Origin of the sequence: Streptobacillus canis, from assembly GCF_009733925.1 — a bacterium.
In the GTDB taxonomy this organism is placed as follows: Bacteria; Fusobacteriota; Fusobacteriia; order Fusobacteriales; family Leptotrichiaceae; genus Streptobacillus; species Streptobacillus canis.
In genome coordinates this window covers 13,303-38,590 of record NZ_WOEI01000016.1, presented here as the reverse complement: position 1 = coordinate 38,590, position 25,288 = coordinate 13,303, and the positions used below count along the sequence as shown (strand labels likewise).

At 28.8% G+C, this 25,288-nt stretch carries 31 protein-coding genes; 29 read left to right on the top strand and 2 right to left on the bottom strand.

Going from position 1 to position 25,288, the window contains the following annotated elements:
* From GM111_RS05185 to GM111_RS05130, 12 genes are all read left to right on the top strand, one after another.
* A partial coding sequence (locus GM111_RS05185; protein ID WP_156299820.1) for an EF-Tu C-terminal domain-related protein occupies positions 1 to 115 on the top strand: 115 nt, incomplete at its 5' end.
* Between the two features lie 61 nt (positions 116 to 176).
* Positions 177 to 542, top strand: a complete 366-nt coding sequence (locus GM111_RS05180) for a Rid family detoxifying hydrolase (protein ID WP_156299818.1) — start codon at positions 177 to 179, stop codon at positions 540 to 542.
* Positions 543 to 679: 137 nt separating this feature from the next.
* Entirely contained in the window at positions 680 to 3,298 is a 2,619-nt protein-coding gene (gene adhE, locus GM111_RS05175) for a bifunctional acetaldehyde-CoA/alcohol dehydrogenase (protein ID WP_156299816.1), read from the top strand.
* A gap of 216 nt (positions 3,299 to 3,514) precedes the next feature.
* Positions 3,515 to 4,450 carry a hypothetical protein gene (locus tag GM111_RS05170; protein WP_156299814.1) on the top strand — a complete coding sequence of 312 codons (936 nt, stop codon included), beginning with the start codon at positions 3,515 to 3,517 and terminating at the stop codon, positions 4,448 to 4,450.
* Positions 4,447 to 5,262 carry a MurR/RpiR family transcriptional regulator gene (locus GM111_RS05165; RefSeq protein WP_156299812.1) on the top strand — a complete coding sequence of 272 codons (816 nt, stop codon included), beginning with the start codon at positions 4,447 to 4,449 and terminating at the stop codon, positions 5,260 to 5,262. Before GM111_RS05170 ends, GM111_RS05165 begins: the two co-directional genes overlap by 4 nt.
* Positions 5,263 to 5,271: 9 nt before the next feature.
* Complete coding sequence (locus GM111_RS05160; protein WP_408022636.1) at positions 5,272 to 5,970, top strand: N-acetylmannosamine-6-phosphate 2-epimerase; 699 nt, start codon at positions 5,272 to 5,274, stop codon at positions 5,968 to 5,970.
* A complete protein-coding gene (locus tag GM111_RS05155; RefSeq protein ID WP_156299808.1) occupies positions 5,967 to 6,818 on the top strand; it encodes an ROK family protein in 852 nt (283 codons plus the stop codon). Before GM111_RS05160 ends, GM111_RS05155 begins: the two co-directional genes overlap by 4 nt.
* Positions 6,815 to 7,744: a dihydrodipicolinate synthase family protein gene (locus GM111_RS05150; RefSeq protein WP_156299806.1), complete on the top strand. Its 930-nt coding sequence runs from the start codon at positions 6,815 to 6,817 to the stop codon at positions 7,742 to 7,744. Before GM111_RS05155 ends, GM111_RS05150 begins: the two co-directional genes overlap by 4 nt.
* 28 nt (positions 7,745 to 7,772) lie before the next feature.
* Positions 7,773 to 9,086, top strand: coding sequence for an ABC transporter substrate-binding protein (locus tag GM111_RS05145; protein WP_156299804.1), 1,314 nt, complete (start codon positions 7,773 to 7,775; stop codon positions 9,084 to 9,086).
* 61 nt (positions 9,087 to 9,147) lie between these two features.
* On the top strand, positions 9,148 to 10,041 hold the full coding sequence (locus tag GM111_RS05140) for a carbohydrate ABC transporter permease (RefSeq protein WP_156299803.1): 894 nt from the start codon (positions 9,148 to 9,150) through the stop codon (positions 10,039 to 10,041).
* Between the two features lie 17 nt (positions 10,042 to 10,058).
* Entirely contained in the window at positions 10,059 to 10,892 is an 834-nt protein-coding gene (locus GM111_RS05135) for a carbohydrate ABC transporter permease (protein WP_156299801.1), read from the top strand.
* Positions 10,892 to 11,143 (top strand): hypothetical protein, encoded by a 252-nt coding sequence (locus GM111_RS05130; protein WP_156299799.1) that lies wholly within the window; start codon positions 10,892 to 10,894, stop codon positions 11,141 to 11,143. The genes GM111_RS05135 and GM111_RS05130 overlap by 1 nt, the downstream gene beginning before the upstream one ends.
* 279 nt (positions 11,144 to 11,422) lie before the next feature.
* Here GM111_RS05130 and GM111_RS08500 read toward each other — a convergent pair whose 3' ends face one another.
* Both GM111_RS08500 and GM111_RS08415 read right to left on the bottom strand, forming a co-directional pair.
* The gene (locus GM111_RS08500) at positions 11,423 to 11,545 is read right to left on the bottom strand and encodes a hypothetical protein (protein WP_269320144.1); all 123 of its coding nucleotides are present in this window, start codon (positions 11,543 to 11,545) and stop codon (positions 11,423 to 11,425) included.
* Positions 11,546 to 11,623: 78 nt separating this feature from the next.
* The gene (locus GM111_RS08415; RefSeq protein WP_231479774.1) at positions 11,624 to 11,905 is read right to left on the bottom strand and encodes an NADPH-dependent FMN reductase; all 282 of its coding nucleotides are present in this window, start codon (positions 11,903 to 11,905) and stop codon (positions 11,624 to 11,626) included.
* Between the two features lie 168 nt (positions 11,906 to 12,073).
* On the opposite strand from GM111_RS08415, the gene mutL reads away from it, so the two are divergent.
* The 17 genes from mutL (at position 12,074) to atpC (ending at position 25,280) form a co-directional block, all read left to right on the top strand.
* Positions 12,074 to 13,876, top strand: coding sequence for a DNA mismatch repair endonuclease MutL (gene mutL / locus GM111_RS05120; protein ID WP_156299798.1), 1,803 nt, complete (start codon positions 12,074 to 12,076; stop codon positions 13,874 to 13,876).
* A 56-nt stretch (positions 13,877 to 13,932) separates the two neighbouring features.
* Positions 13,933 to 14,394 (top strand): 23S rRNA (pseudouridine(1915)-N(3))-methyltransferase RlmH, encoded by a 462-nt coding sequence (gene rlmH / locus GM111_RS05115; RefSeq protein ID WP_197034499.1) that lies wholly within the window; start codon positions 13,933 to 13,935, stop codon positions 14,392 to 14,394.
* 11 nt (positions 14,395 to 14,405) lie between these two features.
* Positions 14,406 to 14,819, top strand: coding sequence for a hypothetical protein (locus tag GM111_RS05110; protein WP_156299794.1), 414 nt, complete (start codon positions 14,406 to 14,408; stop codon positions 14,817 to 14,819).
* A gap of 8 nt (positions 14,820 to 14,827) precedes the next feature.
* A complete protein-coding gene (locus GM111_RS05105) occupies positions 14,828 to 15,184 on the top strand; it encodes a hypothetical protein (protein ID WP_156299792.1) in 357 nt (118 codons plus the stop codon).
* A gap of 12 nt (positions 15,185 to 15,196) precedes the next feature.
* Positions 15,197 to 16,687: a lysine--tRNA ligase gene (gene lysS, locus GM111_RS05100; protein ID WP_156299791.1), complete on the top strand. Its 1,491-nt coding sequence runs from the start codon at positions 15,197 to 15,199 to the stop codon at positions 16,685 to 16,687.
* 49 nt (positions 16,688 to 16,736) lie between these two features.
* Complete coding sequence (locus GM111_RS05095) at positions 16,737 to 17,213, top strand: methyltransferase family protein (protein WP_156299790.1); 477 nt, start codon at positions 16,737 to 16,739, stop codon at positions 17,211 to 17,213.
* A gap of 86 nt (positions 17,214 to 17,299) precedes the next feature.
* Positions 17,300 to 17,689, top strand: a complete 390-nt coding sequence (locus GM111_RS05090; RefSeq protein ID WP_197034498.1) for a hypothetical protein — start codon at positions 17,300 to 17,302, stop codon at positions 17,687 to 17,689.
* 168 nt (positions 17,690 to 17,857) lie between these two features.
* Positions 17,858 to 18,286: a hypothetical protein gene (locus GM111_RS05085; RefSeq protein WP_156299788.1), complete on the top strand. Its 429-nt coding sequence runs from the start codon at positions 17,858 to 17,860 to the stop codon at positions 18,284 to 18,286.
* A 146-nt stretch (positions 18,287 to 18,432) separates the two neighbouring features.
* Entirely contained in the window at positions 18,433 to 18,810 is a 378-nt protein-coding gene (locus tag GM111_RS05080) for a hypothetical protein (protein ID WP_156299787.1), read from the top strand.
* 24 nt (positions 18,811 to 18,834) lie between these two features.
* On the top strand, positions 18,835 to 19,752 hold the full coding sequence (gene atpB, locus GM111_RS05075) for a F0F1 ATP synthase subunit A (RefSeq protein WP_231479773.1): 918 nt from the start codon (positions 18,835 to 18,837) through the stop codon (positions 19,750 to 19,752).
* Between the two features lie 19 nt (positions 19,753 to 19,771).
* Entirely contained in the window at positions 19,772 to 20,011 is a 240-nt protein-coding gene (gene atpE / locus GM111_RS05070) for an ATP synthase F0 subunit C (RefSeq protein WP_066901074.1), read from the top strand.
* A gap of 15 nt (positions 20,012 to 20,026) precedes the next feature.
* A complete protein-coding gene (gene atpF, locus GM111_RS05065) occupies positions 20,027 to 20,530 on the top strand; it encodes a F0F1 ATP synthase subunit B (RefSeq protein ID WP_156299786.1) in 504 nt (167 codons plus the stop codon).
* A 1-nt stretch (position 20,531) separates the two neighbouring features.
* Positions 20,532 to 21,053, top strand: coding sequence for an ATP synthase F1 subunit delta (gene atpH / locus GM111_RS05060; protein ID WP_156299785.1), 522 nt, complete (start codon positions 20,532 to 20,534; stop codon positions 21,051 to 21,053).
* An 18-nt stretch (positions 21,054 to 21,071) separates the two neighbouring features.
* Entirely contained in the window at positions 21,072 to 22,577 is a 1,506-nt protein-coding gene (gene atpA, locus GM111_RS05055; RefSeq protein ID WP_156299784.1) for a F0F1 ATP synthase subunit alpha, read from the top strand.
* Positions 22,578 to 22,592: 15 nt separating this feature from the next.
* On the top strand, positions 22,593 to 23,480 hold the full coding sequence (atpG, locus tag GM111_RS05050; RefSeq protein WP_156299783.1) for an ATP synthase F1 subunit gamma: 888 nt from the start codon (positions 22,593 to 22,595) through the stop codon (positions 23,478 to 23,480).
* A 10-nt stretch (positions 23,481 to 23,490) separates the two neighbouring features.
* Complete coding sequence (atpD, locus tag GM111_RS05045; RefSeq protein ID WP_156299782.1) at positions 23,491 to 24,885, top strand: F0F1 ATP synthase subunit beta; 1,395 nt, start codon at positions 23,491 to 23,493, stop codon at positions 24,883 to 24,885.
* Between the two features lie 2 nt (positions 24,886 to 24,887).
* Positions 24,888 to 25,280, top strand: a complete 393-nt coding sequence (gene atpC / locus GM111_RS05040; RefSeq protein WP_156299781.1) for an ATP synthase F1 subunit epsilon — start codon at positions 24,888 to 24,890, stop codon at positions 25,278 to 25,280.
* Positions 25,281 to 25,288: the final 8 nt, after the last annotated feature.

The following is a 25,288-nucleotide window of genomic DNA, read 5'->3' as shown; positions in this document are numbered from 1 at the left end:
TTCAGTATCAGTAGAATTAATTCACCCAATCGCGATTGAAACAGGATTAAGATTCTCAATCAGAGAAGGTGGAAGAACAGTAGCATCAGGAGTAGTTGCTGAAATAGCTGAATAATAAATTTAAAATATATAAATAGCTTACTTCGGTAAGCTATTTTTAAACTAAAGGAGAGACTATGAAAAAAATACCTAACGCAGTTGGACCATATTCTGCATATTATGTAGCTGGAGATTTCTTATACATTTCAGGACAATTAGGAATTAACCCTGAAACAAATGTAATAGAAGGAACTACAGCAGCTGAACAAGCTAAACAATCATTAGAAAATTTAAAAGTAATATTAGAAATAAATGGATTAACTACAAAAGATGTAGTTAAAACAATGGTTTTATTAGATGATATTAATGACTTTGTTTCTGTAAATGAAGTTTATGCAACATATTTTGAAGAACCATTCCCAGCAAGATCTGCTTTTGAAGTAGGAAAATTACCAAAAGGTGGATTAGTTGAAATTGAAGCAATTGCATATATTAAAAAATAGTTTTTGGGTCTAGTATTTTGCTAGACTCAATTTTTTAAATAAAGTGAAATAAATATCTTGATTTTTTTCGCTTTTTGAGGTATAATGATACATATTAAGCCGGTAAGGCTTAAAGTGAAAAATCACTGGAGGTAAAAATGGTAGTTAAAGACATCAAAAGTTTAAAAGAGATGATGAAAAACGTTAGAGAAGCACAAGAAAAATATGCTTCATTTACGCAAGAGCAAGTTGACAAAATTTTCAGAAAAGTTGCTCAAACAATCAATGATCAAAGAATTATTCTAGCAACTATGGCTGTTGAAGAAACAGGTATGGGATTAATAGAAGATAAGGTTATTAAAAACCACTTTGCATCAGAATATATCTACAACAAGTACAAAGATGAAAAAACTTGTGGTATTTTAGAAGAAGATAAATCTTATGGAATTAAGAAAATCGCTACTCCAATAGGAGTTATTGCAGGGGTAATACCTACAACTAACCCTACATCAACAGCGGTATTTAAAATATTACTTGCATTAAAAACTAGAAATGCAATTATTATATCTCCACACCCAAGAGCTAAAAACTCAACTATTTATGCAGCTAAATTAGCATTAGAAGTTGCTAAAAAATATGGTGCTCCAGATAATATAATTTCATGGATAGACGAACCAAGTATGGAATTATCTAGAGAATTAATGGCAAATGTTGACTTAATATTAGCAACAGGAGGACCAGGAATGGTTAAGAGTGCTTACTCTTCAGGAACACCAGCAATAGGGGTTGGAGCAGGAAACACTCCAGTAATTATAGACGAAACTGCAGATATTAAAATGACTGCAAACTACATCTTATTATCTAAAACATTTGATAATGGAGTAATATGTGCATCAGAACAAGCGTTAGTATTACCTGAATCAAGATATGATGAAATTAAAAAAGAATTCGTTGCAAGAGGAGCTTATGTTCTTAAAAAAGACGAAATACAAAAAGTTAGAGATGTAATGTTTAAAGAAGGTTCTTTAAATGCTGATATAGTTGGACAAAGTGCTTACACTATTGCAACTATGGCAGGATTAAAAGTACCTGAAAGTATAAGAGTATTAATTGGTGAAGTTAAAGATTATTCTGACAAAGAAGCATTTGCTCATGAAAAATTATCACCAATCTTAGCTATGTATAAAGCTAAAAACTTTGATGAACAAATGACTATAGCTAAAGCGTTAATCGAACTTGGAGGATTAGGACATACTTCATGTATCTATATTAACGAAGCAGAAGTAGATAAAATTGATAGATTTGGTAGAGAAATGAAAACAGGAAGAACTCTTGTTAATATGCCAGCATCACTTGGAGCAATAGGAGATGTATTTAACTTTAAATTAGAACCATCATTAACACTTGGTTGTGGATCATGGGGAGGAAACTCTGTTTCAGAAAATGTAGGAGTTAAACATTTATTAAACGTTAAGACAGTAGCAGAAAGAAGGGAAAATATGTTATGGTTCAAAGTGCCAGAAAAAATCTACTTTAAATATGGTTCATTACCTATAGCTTTAGAAGAATTAAAAGATGATAATCATAAAAAAGCATTTATAGTAACAGATAATACTTTAGCAGAATTAGGATACACTAACCATGTAACTAAAGTATTAGAAAAAATAGGAATAGATTATAGAATTTTCTCTAATGTTGGTGTTGATCCTACATTAAGTTCTACTATTGCCGGAGCAGAAGCTATGAGAGAATACCAACCAGATGTAATTATTGCACTTGGTGGAGGATCTGCAATGGACGCTGCTAAAATTATGTGGGTATTATATGAATATCCAAAAATTAGATTTAAAGATTTAGCAATGAGATTTATGGATATACGTAAGAGAATCTTTGCATTCCCTAAAATGGGTATCAAAGCTAAGTTCGTAGCTGTTGCAACATCAGCAGGAACTGGATCAGAAGTAACTCCATTCTCAGTAATTACAGATGATGAAACTGGAATTAAATATCCATTAGCTGACTATGAGTTAACTCCAGATGTGGCAATTAATGACCCAGAATTAATGTTAACAATGCCTAAAGGATTAACAGTAGCATCAGGAATAGACGTATTTACACACGCTATCGAATCATACGTTTCAGTACTTGCAACTGAATATACTAAACCATATTCATTAGAAGCAATGAAATTAGTTATGAAATACTTACCAGAATCAGTTGCTTTAGGTTCAAAAGCTGTTAAAGCTAAAGAAAAAATGGCTAATGCATCATGTATTGCAGGTATGGCATTTGCAAATGCATTCTTAGGAATTAACCACTCATTAGCACATAAATTAGGAGGAAAATTCCACGTACCACATGGTATAGCTAATGCATTAGTAATTTCAGAAGTAATTAGATTCAATGCTGAAGACGCACCAACTAAGATGGGAGTATTCCCTCAATATAGATATCCAGATGCAGTTAACCGTTATGCAAAAGTTGCTGACTTCTTAGGATTATCTAAACCAGGTCAAACTAGAGAAGAAAAAGTTGAAGCATTAGTAGCAGGGGTAGAAGATCTTAAAGAAAAAATTGGAATACCTAAAACAATAAGAGATTGGGGAATACCTGAAAAAGACTTCTTAGAAGCTGTTGATGAATTATCAGTAGATGCATTCGATGATCAATGTACACCAGCTAACCCAAGATACCCACTAATTTCTGAATTAAAAGAAATTTACTTAAAATCTTACTATGGTAGAGAAGAATATTTAAAAATGAAAAATGCTAAATAATAGTTGAAAAATACTCGTGGAGGCACGAGTATTTTTTATTTTACTATTAAATGAAATATATTTTTATACTTTTTAAAAAATTTTTTCATTTTTTTATTCTCTAAAAGTATAGTAAATACATTGTTTTTTGATTTTTTAACAAAATAAAAGTGAAATTTTTTTTCATTTTTTTTTGCTTTTTTGAAAAATCGAGGTATAATGTATTAGGTGATAGAGATGGAATTTAAATTTTTGAAAAATATAGGGCATGAATTAGGACTAACTTCTATGCTATGTTCTAAAATAAATAAATACATTTTATTGTATGGTGGATCAAATTTTCCTAATGGAACACCACCACATGGAACTAGAAAATTATATGATGATATGTACCTATATGATTTAGAATTTAATTTAGTTTCTAAACAAAAAGGTAGTATTACCCCTGATAGAGCTATAGTAGTAAATTATGAAGATAAGATATACTTAATTTCAGGTGCTGGTAATACAAAAGTATATGAATATTCTCTTGAAGGAACTTCAATTATTGAAAAAGAAATATTAGATTTAGGATTTGAAATAATTGGTGGTTTTGGAGGAGTATATAAAGATAAGATATATTTTGGAAATGAGTATGTATATGAATTAGATTTGATTTCCTTAGAAGTAAAAAAACTTGCTAAATTTATTGGTGAAATTAGAGAACAATCTGTTAATTTCATTTCAGGTGGGAAACTTTATCTGTTTGGCGGTACCTCAAATATTTGTTGTTTAGATTCATATATATACGATATAAATATAAATGAGTGGAAAAAAATGTATGACACTCCTACTTGCCTAACTGCTGCAACCTCTTGCAAACTAGATGAAGAAAATTTCATTATTGTTGGAGGTTGCAACAAAGAGATTTACGATGAAGCAGTTCAAAGATTAGGTGAGATAGAATTTAAAATAGATTATTTCTCTAAAGAAAGAGAAAAATTTAATTGGAATAAAAAAATATATTTATATAATACCTTAGATAATACATTTAAAGTATTATCAGATGGAAATATATTAAATGCAACTTGTGGTTCTAATTTAATAAAAATAGATAATAAGGTATATTTAATAAATGGCGAGATGAAACCGGGTCATAGAACACCACAAGTATTAGTGGGAGAGATAATATGAAATATATAACGTTAATTGAATCATTTTATCCTTCTTTTAGTAAGCAAGAAATTAAGGTAGCAGATTACATAATAAAAGAAAAAGATGCAATTTGTTTTATGCCTTTACATGAAATTACTAAAAGAATCAATGTTTCTGAAGCGACTATAGTAAGATTTGTTAAAAAAATAGGATTTAAAGGATTTATTGATTTTAAATTAGAAATAGCAAGAGAAATATCTAAAATAGATGAAGAACACTCTAAAGAAGACTATATTGAAAATATAGAATACAACATATTAGATACTATAAAAAATACTAAGGCTTTAATTAACAAAGAAGATGTAGAAAAAGCAATAACAGCAATTGAAGAGTCTAAAAAACTTTATGTGTTTGGAATGGGAGCGTCTGGAGTTGCTGCATTAGAGTTTCAAAATAGGTTTATGAGATTTGGGAAAATAGGACATAGTGTAAGTGATGGACATTTCCAAGTGATGTATGCCTCAACAACAACTGATAAAGATGTAATAGTAGTAATAAGTTTATCAGGAGAAACAATAGATTTACTATATCCATTAAGCATAGCAAAGGAAAGAGGATGTAAAATTATTGCAATTACAAACTATATAGTATCACCTATTGCTAAAATGGCAGATATAGTTATATTAAGTTCAGGTAAAGAGAATTTACTTGATGGTGGGACATTAGTATCTAAAATATCACAATTATATATTATAGATGTATTAGCAACAGGATATGCATTAAGAAATAGTAAAAAAGCAAAATTAGTAAGACAAGGTATGGCTGAGGCTATAGCTAACAAGAATAAATAGGAGGAAATTGTGAGTAACAAAGTATTAGAACAATTAAAAGGACAATTAATAGTATCTTGCCAAGCACTGCCTGGTGAACCATTATATATTGAAAATGGTACTATGATGCCATTAATGGCAAGAGCTGCAGTTAGGGCAGGTGCGAAGGGAATTAGAACTAACGGAGTTTTAGATGTTACAGAGATAAAAAAAGAAGTAAATGTTCCAATAATAGGAATAATAAAAAAACAATATGAAGGGTTTCCTCAATATATCACAGTTGGTATGACAGAAATAGATGCACTAGTTGAAGCAGGAGCTGATATTATAGCGTTAGATTGTACTATAAGAGAAAGATATGATGGAAAAACAATTAATGAATTTATAGCTGATATTAAAGCAAAATATCCAAATATTTTATTAATGGCAGATATTTCTAATTTAGAAGAAGGAATAAATGCTGAAAAAGCAGGTGTAGATATGGTAGGAACAACTTTAAGTGGTTACACACCATATACTGAAACTACTGATAAAGGACCTAATTATAAATTAATAGAAGATCTAGTAGCAAGTGTTAAAGTTCCAGTTATAGCTGAAGGAAGAGTACATACTCCGGAAGCAGCTAAGAAAATGTTAGAACTTGGTGCACATGCAGTAGTAGTAGGTGGAGCAATTACAAGACCATTAGAAATAGCAACTAGATTTGTTGAGGGTATGGGATTAAAATGAAAATAATGTGTTTTGATATTGGAGGTACGAATATTAAATATTCAGTAGTTGAAGATATTAATAATATAGATGTTAAAACAATAGAAACTAGAGTTACAGAAGATAATAACTATATCTTAGAAGATGTTTTAAGAATAATTGAAGAGAATAAAGATGTAGATGCAGTAGGTATTTCAACAGCAGGAGTAGTAAATTCTAAATCTGGTGAGGTAATATTTGCTGGTCCAACTATACCTAAATATACAGGTACAAAATTTAAAGAAATAATAGAACAAAAATATGGGATTCAAACATTTGTAGAAAATGATGTAAATTCAGCTGCATTTGGAGAGTATTCAGCAAGTGGATATGAAGGATCTATGTTTATGTTAACGATAGGGACAGGAGTTGGAGGATCATTAATACTTGATGGAAAAGTATTTAGTGGAGCTTCAATGACTGCTGGTGAAATTGGTTACATGCCTTTAAATGATGGACATTTTCAAGAATTTGCATCAACAACATTCTTAACTAATTATGTAAGTGAAAGATTAAATCAAAAAGTTGATGGGAAGTATGTATTTGAGAATGCAAAAAAAGGCAACGAATTATGTATTGAGGCTATAGACAAATTAGTATATAATCTAAGTACAGGATTACTTAATATAATTTACATGATTAATCCTGATAATATTGTGATAGGTGGTGGTATTACAGCACAAGGAAAATATTTAGAAGATAAAATATTAAATGTACTAGAGCAAAGATTAATAGGTAAGCAGTTTAAAAGTAATATTAAACTAGCTAATTTAAAAAACTCAGCAGGAATATATGGAATTTATTATATAACTAGAAAGGAAATGAAATGAGTTACAATTTAGACAAATTTAAAGGTGTATTTGTTGCTATGTATTCTACATATGATGACAATGGAAACATCTCAACAGAAAGAGCAAAAGAATTAACAAAATATTACATCGAAAAAGGTGTAAAAGGGCTTTATGTTGGAGGATCTTCTGGTGAAGGAGTACTTCAAAGTGAAGAAGAAAGAAAAGCTGTTCTTGAAGCAGTAATGGAAGTTGCTAAAGATAAATTAGTAATAATTGCTCATATAGGAGCTAACTCAACTCCTGAATCTGTAAGACTTGCAAAACATGCAGAAGAATGTGGTGTTGATGCAGTATCATCAATTCCATGTGTATATTATGGATTCTCACCTAAAGCAATTAAAGAACACTGGAGTGCAATGATAGATGCAACTGAATTACCATTCATCATTTATCACATTCCACAAACTACAAGATTTAACTTACCAATTTCTTTATTAGAAGAAATGGCTGCAATGGAAAAAGTAATAGGAATTAAATGTTCTTCAGAATCAACATTTGAATTACAACAATTCAAATATATTGGATCTAAAGTTAAAAAAGGAGATTTCATAGTTTACAATGGTCCAGACGAACAGTTCATAGCAGGACGTATGATAGGAGCTGACGGTGGTATAGGTGGAACTTATGGAGTTATGCCTGAATTATTCATTAAATTAAATGAATACATGGAAAATAGAGAATTTGATAAAGCAAGAGAATTACAAAATGAAGTAAATGAAGTTATCAAAGGACTATTAAGTGGACCATCATTATATGGAGTAGCAAAATATATGCTACACTTAAGAGGAGTTCACACAGGACAACCTAGAGGACCTATGTTACCTATAGTTGAAGAAAAAGATATAGAATTAGCTAAGAGATTAAATGCTCAAATTGAAACATTAATAAACAAATATTGTAAATAAAATAAAACATTATATATTGGAGGAAATTATGAACAAAAATTTTAAAATGTTAGCAGCTACAACTGCATTAGCACTTACTGCATTTTCTTGTGGTGGGGCAAAAGAAGAAGCAAAATCTGAAGGACCTGTAACAATTAAATACTGGTCATTTCCTAACTTTACAGCGGATGCTGAATTTACAACACCTGAAGAATTCGATGCAGCTTTAATTAAAGCTTTCGAAGAAGCAAATCCAGATATCAAAGTTGAATATCAAAAAATTGATTTCACTGATGGACCAGCAAAATTAGAAACAGCTATTCAATCTAAATCAACTCCAGACGTTGTTATAGACGCTCCAGGACGTGTTATTGATTGGGCTAAAAAAGGGTACTTAGTTCCATTTGAAGGAGCAGATACTTCTAAATATGCACCATCTATGTTATCAGCTGCAAGCTTTGATGGAAAATTATACTTATATCCATTAGGAACAACTCCATTCGTTATGGCGTTCAACAAAGTTATTACAGATAAATTAGGTGTAACTGAAATGTTACCATTAAACAAACCAGGAAGAAACTGGACAGTAGCAGAATTTGAAGCTTTATTATCAGCAATTAAAGAAAAAGATTCTTCTATAGATCCAATTTTATTCTACACTAAATCTCAAGCTGGAGACCAAGGACCAAGAGCATTCGTTTCTAACTTATTCGATTCTTGGATTACAGATAAAGATGTTACTAAATATACAATTAACGACGAAAACGGAGTTAAAGGTTTAGAATGGATTAAACAAGCATATGATAAAGGATTATTAGGACAAGGAGTTTCTGCAGAAGCTAAAGATGCTTTAGAAGCATTCAGAAGTGGAAATGCAGCTGGAACAATTCTTTATTCACCAGGATTAAAAGGTGGAAAAGCTGACCAAGAAGCTATCGCAGCTGGTAAATTAGATCCAGTTTACGTAGCATTCCCTAATGAAAGTGGACAAGCTAAATTTGAATTCTTATTAGCAGGGGCTGCAATATTTGATAATGAAGATCCTGCAAGAGCTGAAGCCGCTAAAAAATTCGTTGACTTTATAGCTAACGACCCAGTATGGGGAGAAAGAGCTCTTAAAGCAACTAGAAACTTCTCACCAGTTGGTAAAGGTGGAATCTATGGTGATGACGCTGAATCTAAATTCTTAGAAGAACAAAGTGCAAACTTTGGTGCTTACTACAACACTATAGATGGATATGCTCAAATGAGACCATTATGGTTCAACATGGTTCAATCAGTATTAAATGGACAAGTTGGAGCTAAAGAAGCATTAGATAAATTTGCTGCTGATGCTAACAAAACAATTGAAGACGCAAAATAGTAATAAATAATAGAAGGGGTAGAACTCTCTACCCCTTTCTATATAAGGAGAGGTGCAATAGATGTTTAATTCTATTAAAAAAATAAACTTTAAAAAAATAGATTATAGTGCATATTTATTTATTTTACCAGTAATGGTATTCTTTACAACATTTGTATTATACCCAATGGCTAAAGGAATTAATTTATCTTTATTTAGATTTAGAGGACGTAATACATCATTTGTTGGATTAAAACATTATATAGATTTATTTAGTGATAGTATATTCATAAAATCAACAGCAAATACTGTTTTAATTACTATGATTGCAGTACCTATAGTAGTAGCTTTTTCAATATTTGTTGCAATAAATATTTATGAAAAAAGTGCATTAGTAAGATCGATTTTTAGAGGTATATTTTATATACCAGCTATATCATCAGTAGTATCAGTTACTGTTGTATGGAATTGGATTTATCATCCAAAATATGGAATCTTAAATTATATTTTAAATAGTACACATATTACAAGTAACCAAATAGATTGGCTTGGTAATCCTAGAACGGCTATATATGCGATTATAGCGATACTGATTACTACAAGTGTTGGTCAACCTATAATTCTATATGTAGCAGCTTTAGGAAATGTTCCTAAAGATTTAATAGAAGCATCAAAAATAGATGGAGCTACAGATTCACAATGTTTTAGAAAGATTATTTGGCCAATGATTAAGCCAACAACTTTATACATAGTTGTTGTTACAACAATTAACAGTTTCCAAATATTTGCTTTAATACAGTTATTAACAGCAGGTGGACCAAATTATTCAACATCAACAATAATGTATTTAGTGTATCAAAAAGCAATAGTTGAAACTAGATTTGGAGTTTCATCAGCGATGGGAGTATTACTTGCAATTATAATTGGTATAATTTCAGTATTACAATTTAAATTCTTATCACACGATGTAGATTAATTAGGTTAGGAGAAAGTATGGAAGTTAAAAAAACAACACCTTTAGGTGTAATATCAATAATAATTTTAATTGTATTTGCTTTATTCTTTTTATTTCCATTTTATTGGATATTAACAGGATCTTTCAAATTACAAGACGTTGCAATTAGTATACCACCACAATGGATACCAGTATCACCAACACTTGCAAATTATAAACAATTATTAGTTGATAATACTGCAAGATGGTTTTTCAACTCAGTATTTGTTTCAACTATGACTACAATTTTAGTTTGTATTACTGCAACTCTTGCTGGATATGCATTAGCTAAGAAAGATTTCCCAGGAGTAAATATAATATTTATAGTATTCGTTGCCGCTATGGCATTACCAAAACAAGTAATCTTAATTCCATTATTAAAATTCATTACTGAATTAGGATGGATAGATACATATCAAGCATTAATCTTACCAGCAGTAGGATGGCCATTTGGAGTATTCTTAATGAAACAATTTTCTCACTCAGTTCCAAATGAATTACTTGAATCTGCTAAGATTGATGGTTGTGGAGAGTTTAGAACATTCTTATCTATAGTTTTACCTATAGTTAAACCAGGAGTTGGGGCTTTAGCAATATTTACATTTATTGCAAGCTGGAATGACTATTTCTCTCAATTAATATTCACTAATAGTGAAGTTATGAAAACTTTACCTTTAGGAGTTGCATCAATGGCTCAACAAGCAGAGTTCTCATTAAACTATGGATTATTAATGGCAGGGGCAGCACTTGCATCTATGCCTATGATAATAGTATTCCTAATGTTCCAAAGCTACTTTACTCAAGGTGTTACTATGGGAGCAGTTAAAGGATAATGATAGTTTTATTATGGTTGTATTATAGTAAGTTATATATATTAGGATCGTTACTTGTAACATTTCTAATGAATAGGGTAACAAAAAAATTGTATTTACCACCATTAATTATTAATATGGTTGCTGTAATTATGTTATTTATCATACCTTATAAAGATAGAACTTATGCAATGTATTTTAATTATATGCCAACAGTTGTGACAAGCGCATTACTAAATTTAACAATATATTTATTAAGAGGGCGTAGGTAATTCTACGTCTTTTTTTGTAAAAAAAAGGAATTACAATGTAATTCCAATAGGTGCCAAGATACCGGAGTGATGTGGATTGGTCGCCTTAAAAATAAAACGTGGTAGCCATATATTATAGTATTATAAGATCCGTAAAAGCTCTATGTCAGATCGTGATTTCCTTAAGCATACATTAACAGGGACAGCCCCTTATCCAAAAAGTAAAGCCCAAAAAAATGTTATCACTATTCCGAATATCCTCGCTTTTTCATTATAACAATATTTTCTAAAAAAATCAATTTAGAATTTTTCTACAACTTTATTTATTTTACCCATTTGTTCCTCTGAAAGTATGAATTTACGAGTTACAAAAGCTTCTCCTAAAGTAAGACCAATTTTTTCTTCAAAAACTTTTAAGCCCATACGTGATAGAAGTCCATTTAAATCATTTAATACTAATTTTGCATGTGAGCACCTGCAGCTCCTGAAATAATGACCATTTTACCTTTCACAAATTCTGGAGCACCGAAGGTACCGACGAGAAATCCAATCTAGTAAATTTTTAAATACTCCTGGTATACTTCCGTTATATTCAGTTGTTGCGATAAATATCATATCAGCATTTTTAAATTGTTCTCTTATTCTATTTATTGATTCGGGAGTAGGGAACTCAATATCTTCAGTATAAAAAGGAACATCTAAATAATCTACTTGTTCAGATTTGTATCCTTTTCCTTCAAATTTACTTTTTGCATAATTTATGATTCCTTTCTTAATGAACAATTGATAAATAAAATATTTTTCATAATAATTCCTCCTATTAATACATCTAATTAGATATATAATATAACTGATTAGATGTATTTGTCGAGTATAAAAAAATTGACTTTATTATTTCCATTATTTATGGTATTATTTATTAAAACAATTACTATGAAAGAAGTGATAAATATGGCTATTATTAAAATATTAGATGATAGTATCTCAAACATTATAGCAGCTGGAGAAGTAGTAGAGAATCCAGCAAGTATGATTAAAGAATTACTTGAAAATTCTTTAGATGCAAATTCAACATCTATACAAATAGAAGTATTAAATGGCGGAACATATGTAAAGATAGCTGATAATGGAAAAGGTATGAGTAAAGAGGATGTATTACTTAGTATAGAAAGACATGCAACATCTAAAATTTCAACTAAAGAAGATATCTTTAATTTAAGAACATACGGTTTTAGAGGAGAGGCCTTAGCTTCAATTGCAGCAGTTTCAAAATTATCTATGAGTAGTAAAACTAAAGATGAAAAACTAGGTACAATAATAAATGCATATGCTGGTGTTGTTAGAAAATATGAAAGTATTAGTAGAACTACAGGTACAGAAATAGAAATTAGAGATTTATTCTACAATACTCCAGCAAGAAAGAAGTTTTTAAGAAAAGAAAGTACAGAATATAATAAAATTAAGGATATAGTTTTAAAGGAAGCTTTAGCAAATCCAAATGTTTCGATTACCCTATATATAGAAGGGAAAGTTACATTAAAAACTACTGGAAATGGTATGGAAAGTACGATTTTTGAATTATTTGGTAAAAATGTTCTTAAAAATCTAGAAAAATTTGAATATGGATATTTAGGAAATGTTGAAATTTTAAGATCTTCAAAAGAATATATATACACTTATGTTAATGGTAGATATGTTAAATCTAATTTACTTGATAGAGCAGTAATAGACGCATACTATACTAAACTTATGAAAGGGAAATATCCATTCGTAATATTAATGTATAATGTAAATCCACATGAAGTAGATGTGAATGTACATCCAAGTAAGAAAATGATAAAATTTTCTGATGAAAAAATAGTATATAATGATATAAAAAAATCAATAGAAGATTTCTTCTATGAATTTGATAGAAGAGCTTGGCAACCAACTTTAAAACCAAAAGTTGAAGAAGAACAAAAAGATAAAATAGAGTCAGAATATATTCCTTTAAATCTATTTACAAAAGAAGAAGTTGAGAGTAAACCTTTTGTACCAATATTTAAAGACAATAAAGAAATGGAAGTAAAAGAAACAAAATTAATATATGAAAATCCATTTTATGAAGAAGATGAAGAAAAAATTATTGAAGAAAAACCTAAAAATGAGTATTTAAAACCTTTCTTTGAAAAAAAAGAAGGAGAAGAAAAATATTATGAAGTTTTAGGACAAATTTTTGATACATATATATTAGTAAATAGAGATGATAATCTTGAAATATATGATCAACATATTATACATGAAAGATTGCTTTATGAAGAATTAATGTCAAGTTTTGAAAAAAAAGAAATTAGTTCACAGATACTATTACTACCTGAAGTAATAGATATTACTCCTATTGATAAAGATATCATATTTAATAATATTGAAGTATTTGAAAAATTAGGATTTGAAATAGATGAAATATCAAATAATCAAATTGCTCTTAGAGCAGTACCTAATTTTAATTTTAGAGAAAGTATAACAAATATATTAGATAATATTTTAAATGATTTAAAGAATAAGAATAAGGTTGGGGATATTAGAGAAAAAATAATAATCTCAATGTCTTGTCGAGGAGCAATAAAAGCAGGACAAAAATTAACAATGAATGAAATGCAAAATATGGTTAGAAGATTACATGAAGTTGGTAAGTATACATGCCCTCATGGAAGACCAATAATATCAAAAATTTCTAAATATGATTTAGACAAAATGTTTGGACGTGTAAAATAACTTGACATTTTGCCTAAGATATGATATATAACTTTAGTTGAGGGGGAATTATAATGTTGAAAGTTAATATAATTTGTGTTGGTAAAATAAAGGAAAAATACATAATTGATGGTATTGATGAATTCTCAAAAAGACTATCAAAATATATTAAATTAAACATAATTGAACTTAAAGAAGAAGCAGATAGTAATATTAGTTTAGCAATAAGTAAAGAATCAAAATTAATTGTTGATACCATAAATAAAAATTCAGGGTATAATATACTATTAGATATTAAGGGTGAAAATATATCTAGTGAAAAATTAGCAGAAAAAATAACTAATTTAAAATTAAACTATAGTGAAATTAATTTTATTATAGGTGGGTCTAATGGCTTTAATGAAGAAGTTAGAGCATTAGCAGACTATAAGTTAAGTTTTTCTAAAATGACATTTCCACATCAATTAATGAGACTAATACTTATAGAGCAAATTTATAGAAGTATTTGTATAGAAAATAATATAAAGTATCATAAATAGGAGGAGTTTGAATGTACACGATAGGTGACGAATTTGAGTTTGATGTAAATGATAGTATTGAGTATTTTACATGTGTTGGAGAATTTCCATATGCAGGTGTTGAATACTTAATTTGTGAGAATGAATATGGAATAAAGAAAGTATTCTTTTATGAAGATGATGAATTAATTTTAGTAGAAGATGAAGATGAAGAAGAAAGTATACTTGATAATTATCAAGAAGAATCATATAAAATGGATGAAAAAGGATTTGAATGGTATGAAGAAAATGAATATAGTGATTTTGATTCTTCATTCAATGATGATAACGGCCTAGTTGAAGATAATTTCATTGAAGATGATATGGAATTACTAAATGATTATTCAGATGAAGATGATGAGGATATAGATACTTTCCTTGATGATTTATTTGATGATGAAGATTAGGATATATTATGTATATAGAAATAAAAGATAACTTTACAAATGAAGTTATGACAATTAAAAATGTAAATTATAAATATACAGAAAATAAATTAAGTTATGTATATAATGGGGAAAGTTATATTTGGACCTTTAATGATAAAGAAATATTATTAGAGAAAAAAGGGGGAATAGAATACCTACATAAATATGTAGAAGGTAGATTAACGAAATCTATAATTAAAATGAATACTTTAGAAATGCAAGTATATATTTTAACAAAAAGTATTATTAAAGTAGATAATAATATAAAATTAATGTATAATATATATAATGATAGAGATGTAGAAAATTTAATTTCAAGTTATGAAGTTAAAATAAACTTATAGGAGGAAGTCTAAATGGAAAATAAAGAACATGCAGTAAATGAAACCTTTGTAATGAAAGAAAAATATAGAAAAGTTGAAGAATTAAAAGCTTTAGGAATAGAGCCATATGGTAGACACTTCGATAAAAAAGACGAAGTTGGAACTATATTAACTTTTGATGAAACTTCAGAAAAAGAATTTCAAACTGCAGGAAGAATAGTATCATATAGAAGAATAGGGAAAAATGGATTTGCACATATACAAGATCCAACTGGAAAAATTCAAATATATGCTAAAAAAGATGAAATAGGTGAAGAAGAATACGAAACATTCAAAAGACTTGCAACTGGAGATTTTGTTGGAGTAGTAGGTAAATTATTCCGTACTCAAACAGGAGAATTAACAATCAAGGCAACACACTTAGAAATTTTATCTAAAAATATTAGACCATTACCAGATAAGTTCTCAGGACTTCAAAACATTGAAATGCGTTATAGACAAAGATATGTGGATTTAGTTATGAATCCTGAAGTAATGGATACAATGAAAAAAAGATTTGAAATTATTAGATATTTTAGAACATATTTAGAGAAAAAAGGATTTACTGAAGTTGAAACTCCTATGTTACACCCAATTTTAGGAGGGGCAAATGCTAGGCCATTTGCAACACACCATAACGCTTTAGATATGGATATGTATTTAAGAATAGCTCCAGAATTATACTTAAAGAGATTATTAGTTGGAGGATTTGAAAAAGTATTTGAAATCAATAGAAACTTTAGAAATGAAGGGGTATCTATTAAACATAATCCTGAATTTACTATGATGGAATTATACCAAGCATATGGAGATTTCAATGATATGATGAATATTACTGAAGATTTAATTTCTTCATTAACATATCATTTATATGGAACATATGAAATACCTTATGAAGATAAAATGATAAACATGGCAAAACCTTGGAGAAGAGTAACTATGAGAGAAATAGTTAAAGAGCATACAGGATTTGTTATGGACGAAAATACTACAGATGAATCTGCAATAGAATTTGCAAAAGGATTAGGTATACATTTAGATAAAGATAAAACATATACTAAATTTGGTATTTTAAACTTACTTTTTGAAGAAAAAGTTGAGCATACTATAGTTAATCCAACATTTGTAACAGATTATCCAAAAGAAATTTCACCTCTTTCTAAAAACTCTAAAGGTGAAACTGAATGGGTTGATAGATTTGAATTATTCATTACTGGAAGAGAATATGGAAATGCTTATTCAGAATTAAATGATCCTAAAGATCAAAAAGAAAGATTCGAAGACCAAGTTAGAGCAAAAGAAAATGGTGATGATGAGGCTACAGAAATGGATCTTGACTACATCAGAGCATTAGAATATGGAATGCCACCTGCTGGAGGATTAGGAATAGGAATAGACAGATTAGTAATGTTACTTACTAACTCATCATCTATAAGAGATGTTATTATGTTCCCTACACTAAAAAAAGAAACACATTTTGAATAATATATAAAGTGTAAGACATGTTCTTACACTTTTTTTTGAGGTGATAAATATGAAATTACCAATATTTGGAATAGGACCATTTTATGTAATTTTTTGTTTTATTGTTACTTTGTTTATGATCATATTTAAAGTTTTTGGTTATATAACTTATGGTAATATGGGTATGGAAAAAATATTTTTTAATATTTTAGGTATTTTTTTCATAATTAGTGGTATAATATTATGGGTATATGCAGTATTAGTACAAAAGATTACTGAAAAGATATCAAGAGAAGTTCTACTTACAAATGGAATCTATTCAATAGTAAGGAATCCAATATATTCAGCATTTTTATTTATATTTACTACAGTATTCATGTGGCTTAATAATTATATATTATTGATATTTCTTGTTATTTTCTATGTTTTTTTAACAGTACTAGTTAAAAATACTGAAGAAAAATGGTTATTGGAAAAATTTGGAGCAGAGTATTTGGAGTATATGAATAAAGTAAATAGGGTATTACCCTGGTTTCCTAAAAAATAAGGAGGAGTAATGGCAAGAAGTAGTGGAATTTTTGGAATGATAAGAGATGTTCAAAGGATTGAACCATTCAAAGGGAAAGTAAAAGAATGGAAAAAAAACAAAAGAGAGAAATGAAAGCAATGCAAAAAGCTGCTCAAAAACAACAAATTAATAATTTTAAGGGTGCAGCAGAAGTTGAAAAAAATGAAGCAATAGAATTAAGAGAAAGATTGATGAGAATACATGCTGAATTAGAGCTTGAAAATGATGTAAATATTTTGACAGACACTAATGATGTAGATTTTAATATTGAAAAACCAATTGAACCAATATTAGAATTAATTCCACCTAAACCAGAATATCAATCTAGCTTTATAGGTAAACTATTTTCATCTTTTGAAACGAAAAATAAGGCAGAATATGAAGAAAGTCTAAAAAGATGGGAAAGCTCTGTTTCAGTGATCAAACAAAGAAATGAAAAATTATTAGAAAACTAGAATAAAGAAGTTCAAAACTGGGAAAGAAAAAAAGTAGAGTTTGAAGAAGATAGAGTAAAATATAATAATGATTTAGAAACATTAAATCAAAAATTTATTAATGGTGAAAAAGAAGGAATAGAAAAATATTTTGAATTATTATTAGATAATATTGATTACCCTATAGATATGGGATGGGATTTTGAAGTAATATATAATGAGACAGGTAAAACATTAACTATTAATTATATTTTACCTAATAGTGATGTTATTCCAACTTTAAAAAATGTTACATATGTAGCTACAAAGAAAGATTATACGAGAACATATATTAGTGACAAAGGTTTAAAAGATGCTTATTCAGAATTAATATATGGAACAGTGTTAGGTGTAATAGATTTAGTATTTAGAAACGATAAAAATATGTTAGATAAAATAATATTTGATGGAATACTAGATAATATTAATCCAACTACTGGATTAAATGATAAACTTGTATTCTTAAGTTTAGAAGCAAAAAAAGAACAAATTCTAGGTTTAAATTTAGATAAAGTTGATTATATGAAATGTTTTAAAGCTCTTGGAGGATTTGTTTCATTAAATATAATAAACGGATAGAAATAAAAGCATATATTTTTATATATGCTTTTTATATTTTGTTAAATTTTAAGTAAAAAAAGTATAAAAAGTAAATCAAAAAAATATTGACTTAGATAAATCAAAGTGGTATTATGAAATATAAGTAAGATTTAAGGAGTAGTACTATGTTTAGAGATATTGATGAAAATATAAAAAGAATAATTAAAGTATTATCTATAGTTTCAATCATAACTTTTATACTAGGTTTAGTAAAAATGAATATAGTAGTATTATCTTTATCTTTTGGAATATTTATATCTATAATATCAAATTTAATGTTACTTTATACAGTACATAAAATAGTATATTTAAAAGGAAATAGGGCCACAATGTTTATCGACTCTACGAAAAGGTACGGTATATATATATTGGCTCTTTATTTTGTATATAAGATAAGTATTAGATTTTTTAATGTAGATCCAGTATATCCAATACTTTCATGTGGTTTTGGATTTTTATCATTTAGACTAATGCTACAAGGTATAAATTTTTTGAAATTTTAAATTTAAAGAAAGGAGTTGATACATTTGTCAAAGAAGAATAATTTATTAAAATGGGTAGGAATATTATTATTAATGCTTGTTGTAGTCAATTTATTTCTTGCGGTTATCTCAACAGTATTTCCAGTAGTGTTTGAAAAACCACATGCAATAATAGAACCTCCTGAAATATTCTTTACTATTCCAATAGGTAAATATGTATTGAATATTAATCAGACTATTATGAATACATGGGCAATAATGATAGTAATTATCCTAATATTAATTTTAGGAACTAGAAAAATTAGTGTAGAAAATCCTGGTTTTTTCCAATTAGTCCTTGAGGAATATTATAATTTTATTAACAATAATTTCTTGGAAGGATTAGGAAAATATAAAGAAAAATTTGCTGGATTCTTCTCAGCTTTATTTTCTATGATATTATTACTTAATGTATCAATGTTTTTATTTCCATTTGTAATAATGTGGAAAAGAACAGAACATGGTTTACTAATTAAACCTTTCTTTAGAACTGCAACAGCTGATATGAATACAACAGTAGGATTAGCAGTAGTAGTTTTTGTGATATTTATTGGAGCAGCTATTTATAGAATGGGAGTTTTAGGATTTATAAAAGAACTTTCACAACCATTCGTGTTCATGTTACCAATAAATATAATTGGAGAGTTTGCAAAACCAATAAACATCTCAATGAGACTTTTTGGAAATATGTTTGCAGGACTAGTAATTATGGCATTAGTATATGGACTAACTGTGCAAGATATATTCCCAACTTTAACACATAATGTATTTAAGGGAAGTTTCAGTTTTGCAGTTGGATGGCCAAATGTATTACAAGTTTATTTAGATTTCTTTATAGGAATCTTACAGGCATTTGTATTTACTGTATTATCATCTGTATATATTAAGCAGATGTTAATAGGGGAAGAAGAGGAAGAAGAATAATAATAGGAGGATATAAAAAATGGATGCATCAATAATCAAAGCAGCAGCGTTATTAGGAGCTGGAATAGCAGCATGTGGAGGGATAGGAGCAGGACTTGGACAAGGACTAGCAACTGCAGCAGCAGTAGAAGCTGTAGCAAGACAACCAGAAGCAAAAAATGATGTAATGGCAACATTATTCATAGGGTGTGCGATTACAGAGTCTACAGGGATCTTTGCTTTAATCATAGCACTAATCTTAGCTTTAATAAAAGGATAATAAAGGTGGAAAGTGATGGAACAAAATAACAATTTAATTACTATTGATATACTGATGATAGTTCAAATAATAAATTTCTTCATTTTAGTATATGTTTTCCATAAATATTTCTACCAAAAAATAGGAAAAGTAATAGAAGATAGAAAGAAAATAGCTTTAAAAGAACTTGAATTAGTAAAAGAAGAGAGAGAAAAATTAGAAGAACAAAAACAAAATTATGAAAAATTAAGAAAAGAAGCTAAAAGACGTGCTAATGATATTATCATTAAAGCCGAAAGACAAGCTGATGAAAGAAAAGAACAAATAATTGATAATGCAACTCTTACACGTGATAGAATGATAATGCGTGCTGAAGCAGATGTGTTAAAATTAAGAGAAAATATTAAAGAACAATTACAAAAAGAAATGAGTCAAATGGCTACAGATCTTGCTGAAAAAATTATTAAAGAGAATATAGAAACAAATCCAGAAATTATTGATAAGAGTATTGATAAATTCATCAATGAAGTAGGTGAATAATATGGATAATATTTCTGTATCAAGGAGATATGCTGAAGCAATTTATCAAATTGCAAAAGAAAAAGATGAAGTATTTGAAGTTTTTGAAATGTTAAATGTAATACTAGAACATCTAGAGTATGATGAAGACTTTAAAAAATTCCTTAGTTATCCAATAATTGATAAAGAAGATAAAAAAGTATTAATTAATAGAATATATAAGAATATTAAAAATGAACCGTTAGATATTTTAGATTATTTAATAGAAAAAGATAGATTGCTACATATTAAAGAAATAAATGAACAATATAGTAAAATTTACTATGATGCTCATAATAAATTAATAGTTACAGCTATATTTCCTAAAGAATTATCACCTGAACAAAAAGAAAGACTTAAAAAGAAATTAGAAGACATGAAACAAAAAAAAGTAGTTATTCATTTTAAAGTCGATAAAGAGTTAATAGGTGGAGGAATTATTAAAATAAATGATGAAGTAATTGATGGTTCGATTAAAACTCAAATTAAAGAATTAAGACGTTAAATTGAGGAGGTGTTTTTTTTGAAAATCAAACCAGAAGAGATTAGTAATATAATTAGACAAGAAATAGAAAATTATAAAATGAAAATTGATGTTTCTAGTGTTGGAACTGTAGTAGAAGTTGGAGATGGAATTGCAAGAATCTATGGATTAGATGATGCTATGGCTGGAGAACTTTTAGAATTTCCTAATGGAGCTACAGGTATGGTACTTAACTTAGAAGAAAATTCTGTTGGTGCCGTTATTCTTGGAGATACTAGAGGTATTAAAGAAGGAGATGTAGTTAAAGGAACTGGAAGAATTACAGAAGTACCTGCTGGAGAAGCATTACTTGGAAGAGTAGTTAATGCTTTAGGTGAGCCAATAGATGGTAAAGGTATGATAGTAGCATCTAAATATATGCAAGTTGAAAGAATAGCTTCAGGGATTATAGACAGAAAACCAGTAACTGAACCACTACAAACAGGTATTAAAGCTATAGATGGTATGATACCAATAGGAAGAGGACAAAGGGAGTTAATAATAGGAGATAGACAAACGGGTAAAACAGCAATAGCTATAGATACTATTATTAATCAAAAAGAAACAGGGATATATTGTATTTATGTTGCTATAGGTCAAAAAAGATCTACAGTTGCATCTATACAAAGAAAATTAGAAGAAGCAGGAGCTATGGAATATACAACTATAGTTGCAGCCACAGCTAGTGAACCTGCACCACTTCAATATTTAGCACCATATGCAGGAGTTGCAATGGCTGAGTATTTTATGGAAGAAGGAAAACATGTATTAATAATTTATGACGATTTATCTAAACATGCTGTGTCTTATAGAGAAATGTCATTACTATTAAAGAGACCACCTGGACGTGAAGCTTATCCTGGAGATGTTTTCTACTTACATTCAAGATTACTTGAAAGAGCAGCAAAACTTTCAGATGAGTTAGGAGGAGGTTCTATTACAGCACTTCCAATTATAGAAACACAAGCAGGAGATATCTCAGCATATATACCTACAAATGTAATTTCAATTACAGATGGACAAATATTCTTAGAAACAGATTTATTTAACTCTGGATTTAGACCTGCCATTAATGCAGGGTTCTCAGTATCAAGGGTTGGAGGTTCTGCTCAAATAAAAGCTATGAAACAAGTTGCAAGTAGAGTTAAAATGGAACTTGCACAATATACAGAGTTATTAGCATTTGCACAATTTGGATCGGATTTAGATAAGGCAACACGTGATCAATTAAATCGTGGGGAAAGAATAATGGAAATATTAAAACAAAAACAATATTCTCCTATGCCAGTTGAAGAACAAGTTGTTTCATTCTATGCAGTAACTAATGGTTATGTTGATGATATAGATGTAGAAGATGTAAGAAACTTTGAAGAAGAATTATTACAAAGTATGTATTCTACTTCAGATATTTTAAAACAAATAGCTAAAGAAAAAACTATAACTAAAGAAATAGAAGAAGAATTAGAAGACTTTATTAAATCATTTAAAAAAGATTATGTACATTAATGAAAGGAGAAACATATGGCATCTAATATGAAAGAAATTAAAGCTAGAATTAATAGCATTAATAACTCAAAACAAATAACAAGTGCTATGAATATTGTTTCTTCAACTAAGTTTAAAAAATTTCAAGTACTAACTTTTAAAACTAGAGAATATGAAAAGTCTCTTGAATATGCTTTGTATAATTTACTTAATCATATGGGTAATAGACATAATATGCTATTTGAAGGTAAAAAAGAAGTTAAAAATGTTGGAATAGTTGTAATGACTTCAGATAGAGGTTTATGTGGATCATTTAACTCTAATGCATTAAAGAAAATGGAAAGAATGATAAAGAAATTTACTAAAGAAGGGAAAAATGTTTCTGTAATTACTATAGGTAGAAAAGCAAGAGATTATTGTAAAACTAGAAATGTTAATGTTGATGCTGAATACATACAATTAATCCCAGAAACTATGTTCCAAAAGTCTAAAATACTGAGTGAAGATATAGTTGATTTCTACTTATCAGATAGATACGATGAAGTATATTTAATATATTCAAAATTTGTATCTGTTATTACTTACAATCTAGTAGAGGAAAGAATATTACCATTCTCTAGACCCACAGGATTAAAAATATCTAAAGAAAGTGAAAATGTTAAGGATAAGACATATATATTTGAACCTGATGAAAATCAAGTATTAGTTGAATTCTTACCTAAACTTTTAAATAATAAGCTATATCAAGCTTTACTTGAAAATTCAGCTAGTGAACATTCAGCAAGAATGTCTGCTATGAAAAATGCAAGTGATAGTGCAACAGAAATTATTAATAAATTAACTTTAGAATACAATAGAATTAGACAAAGTCTAATAACTCAAGAACTATCAGAAATTGTTGGTGGTTCTCAAGCTATAAAATAGGAGGAATAAGATGAATAAAGGTAAATTGGTTCAAATTATAGGACCAGTTATAGATGCGAAATTTGACAATGCCTTACCAGATATCTTTAATGCCCTAGAAATATACTATGAAGATGGGAAAAAAATAGTTGCAGAAGTTCAAGCACATTTAGGAAATAATGTTGTTAGAGCAGTTGCTATGACATCTACAGATGGATTAAAAAGAGGTGTAGATGTAATAGACACAGGATACCCTATTAAAGTACCAGTAGGAAAAGAAACTTTAGGTAGAATTTTTAATGTTTTAGGAGAAACAGTTGATAATGGTGAAGAAATAAGAACAGAAGAAAGACATTCTATTCATAAAAAAGCACCATCATTTGAAGAACAAGAAACTCATTCTGAAATATTAGAAACTGGAATTAAAGTAGTAGATTTACTAGCACCATATCTTAAAGGAGGAAAAATTGGACTTTTTGGTGGTGCGGGTGTTGGAAAAACTGTATTAATTCAAGAATTAATTAATAATATTGCTAAAGGACATGGAGGACTTTCAGTATTTGCAGGTGTTGGAGAAAGAACAAGAGAAGGAAGAGACCTTTATAACGAAATGAGAGAAAGTGGAGTTATAAATAAAACAGCATTAGTGTATGGTCAAATGAATGAACCACCTGGTGCAAGACTTAGAGTTGCTCTTTCTGCATTAACTATGGCGGAATATTTTAGAGATAAAGAAGGACAAAATGTACTTTTATTTATAGACAATATATTTAGATTTACACAAGCTGGATCAGAAGTTTCAGCCTTACTTGGAAGAATGCCTTCAGCAGTTGGATATCAACCAAATCTAGCTACTGATATGGGAGCACTTCAAGAAAGAATTACTTCAACTAAGAGAGGATCAATTACTTCAGTACAAGCAGTATATGTACCTGCCGATGACTTAACTGACCCAGCCCCAGCTACAACATTCTCTCACTTAGATGCAACTACAGTTTTATCAAGACAAATTGCATCATTAGGTATTTATCCAGCAGTTGATCCACTTGCTTCAACTTCAAGAATACTTGAAGCTGAAATAGTTGGTAATGAACACTATAAAGTTGCAAGAGAAACTGTAAAAGTATTACAAAGATATAAAGAATTACAAGATATTATCGCAATACTTGGTATGGATGAATTAGGTGATGAAGATAAAGTAATAGTAAGTAGAGCAAGAAAAATTCAAAGATTCTTCTCTCAACCATTCTCAGTTGCTGAACAATTTACAGGAATGAAAGGTAAATATGTAACACTTCGTGAAACAATTAGAGGATTTAAAGAAATTTTAGATGGTAAACATGATGAATTACCTGAACAAGCATTCCTTTATGTTGGAACTATTGATGAAGCAGTTGCTAAAGCAAAAGATTTAATGGGTGAATAATTATGGAAAAAAAAGAATTTTTCACATTAAAAGTAGTAACGCCAGAAAAGATAGAATATCTTTCTAAAGAAGCTAAATTTATTAAAGTTAGAACTATAAGAGGAGATATAGGTATACTTCCAAATCATACTAATTTTATGAGCTCTTTAGGAGAAGGTTTAATGCTTTTAAGAACTAAAGATGAACAGAGATCTTACTATATTAGGGGTGGATTTTTAGAAGTTAATCATAATTATGTAACTGTAATGGCAGAGGAGGCTGTGATTGCTGAAAATGAAGAAGAATTCAGAATGATCAAGAAAGAAAGACTTGAAGCAGCTATTGCAGCGAAGAAAAAAGAAGATCAAGATATACTTGGAACTAAGAAAAGATTACAAGATAGTTTACTTAGATAGAAAAAGGT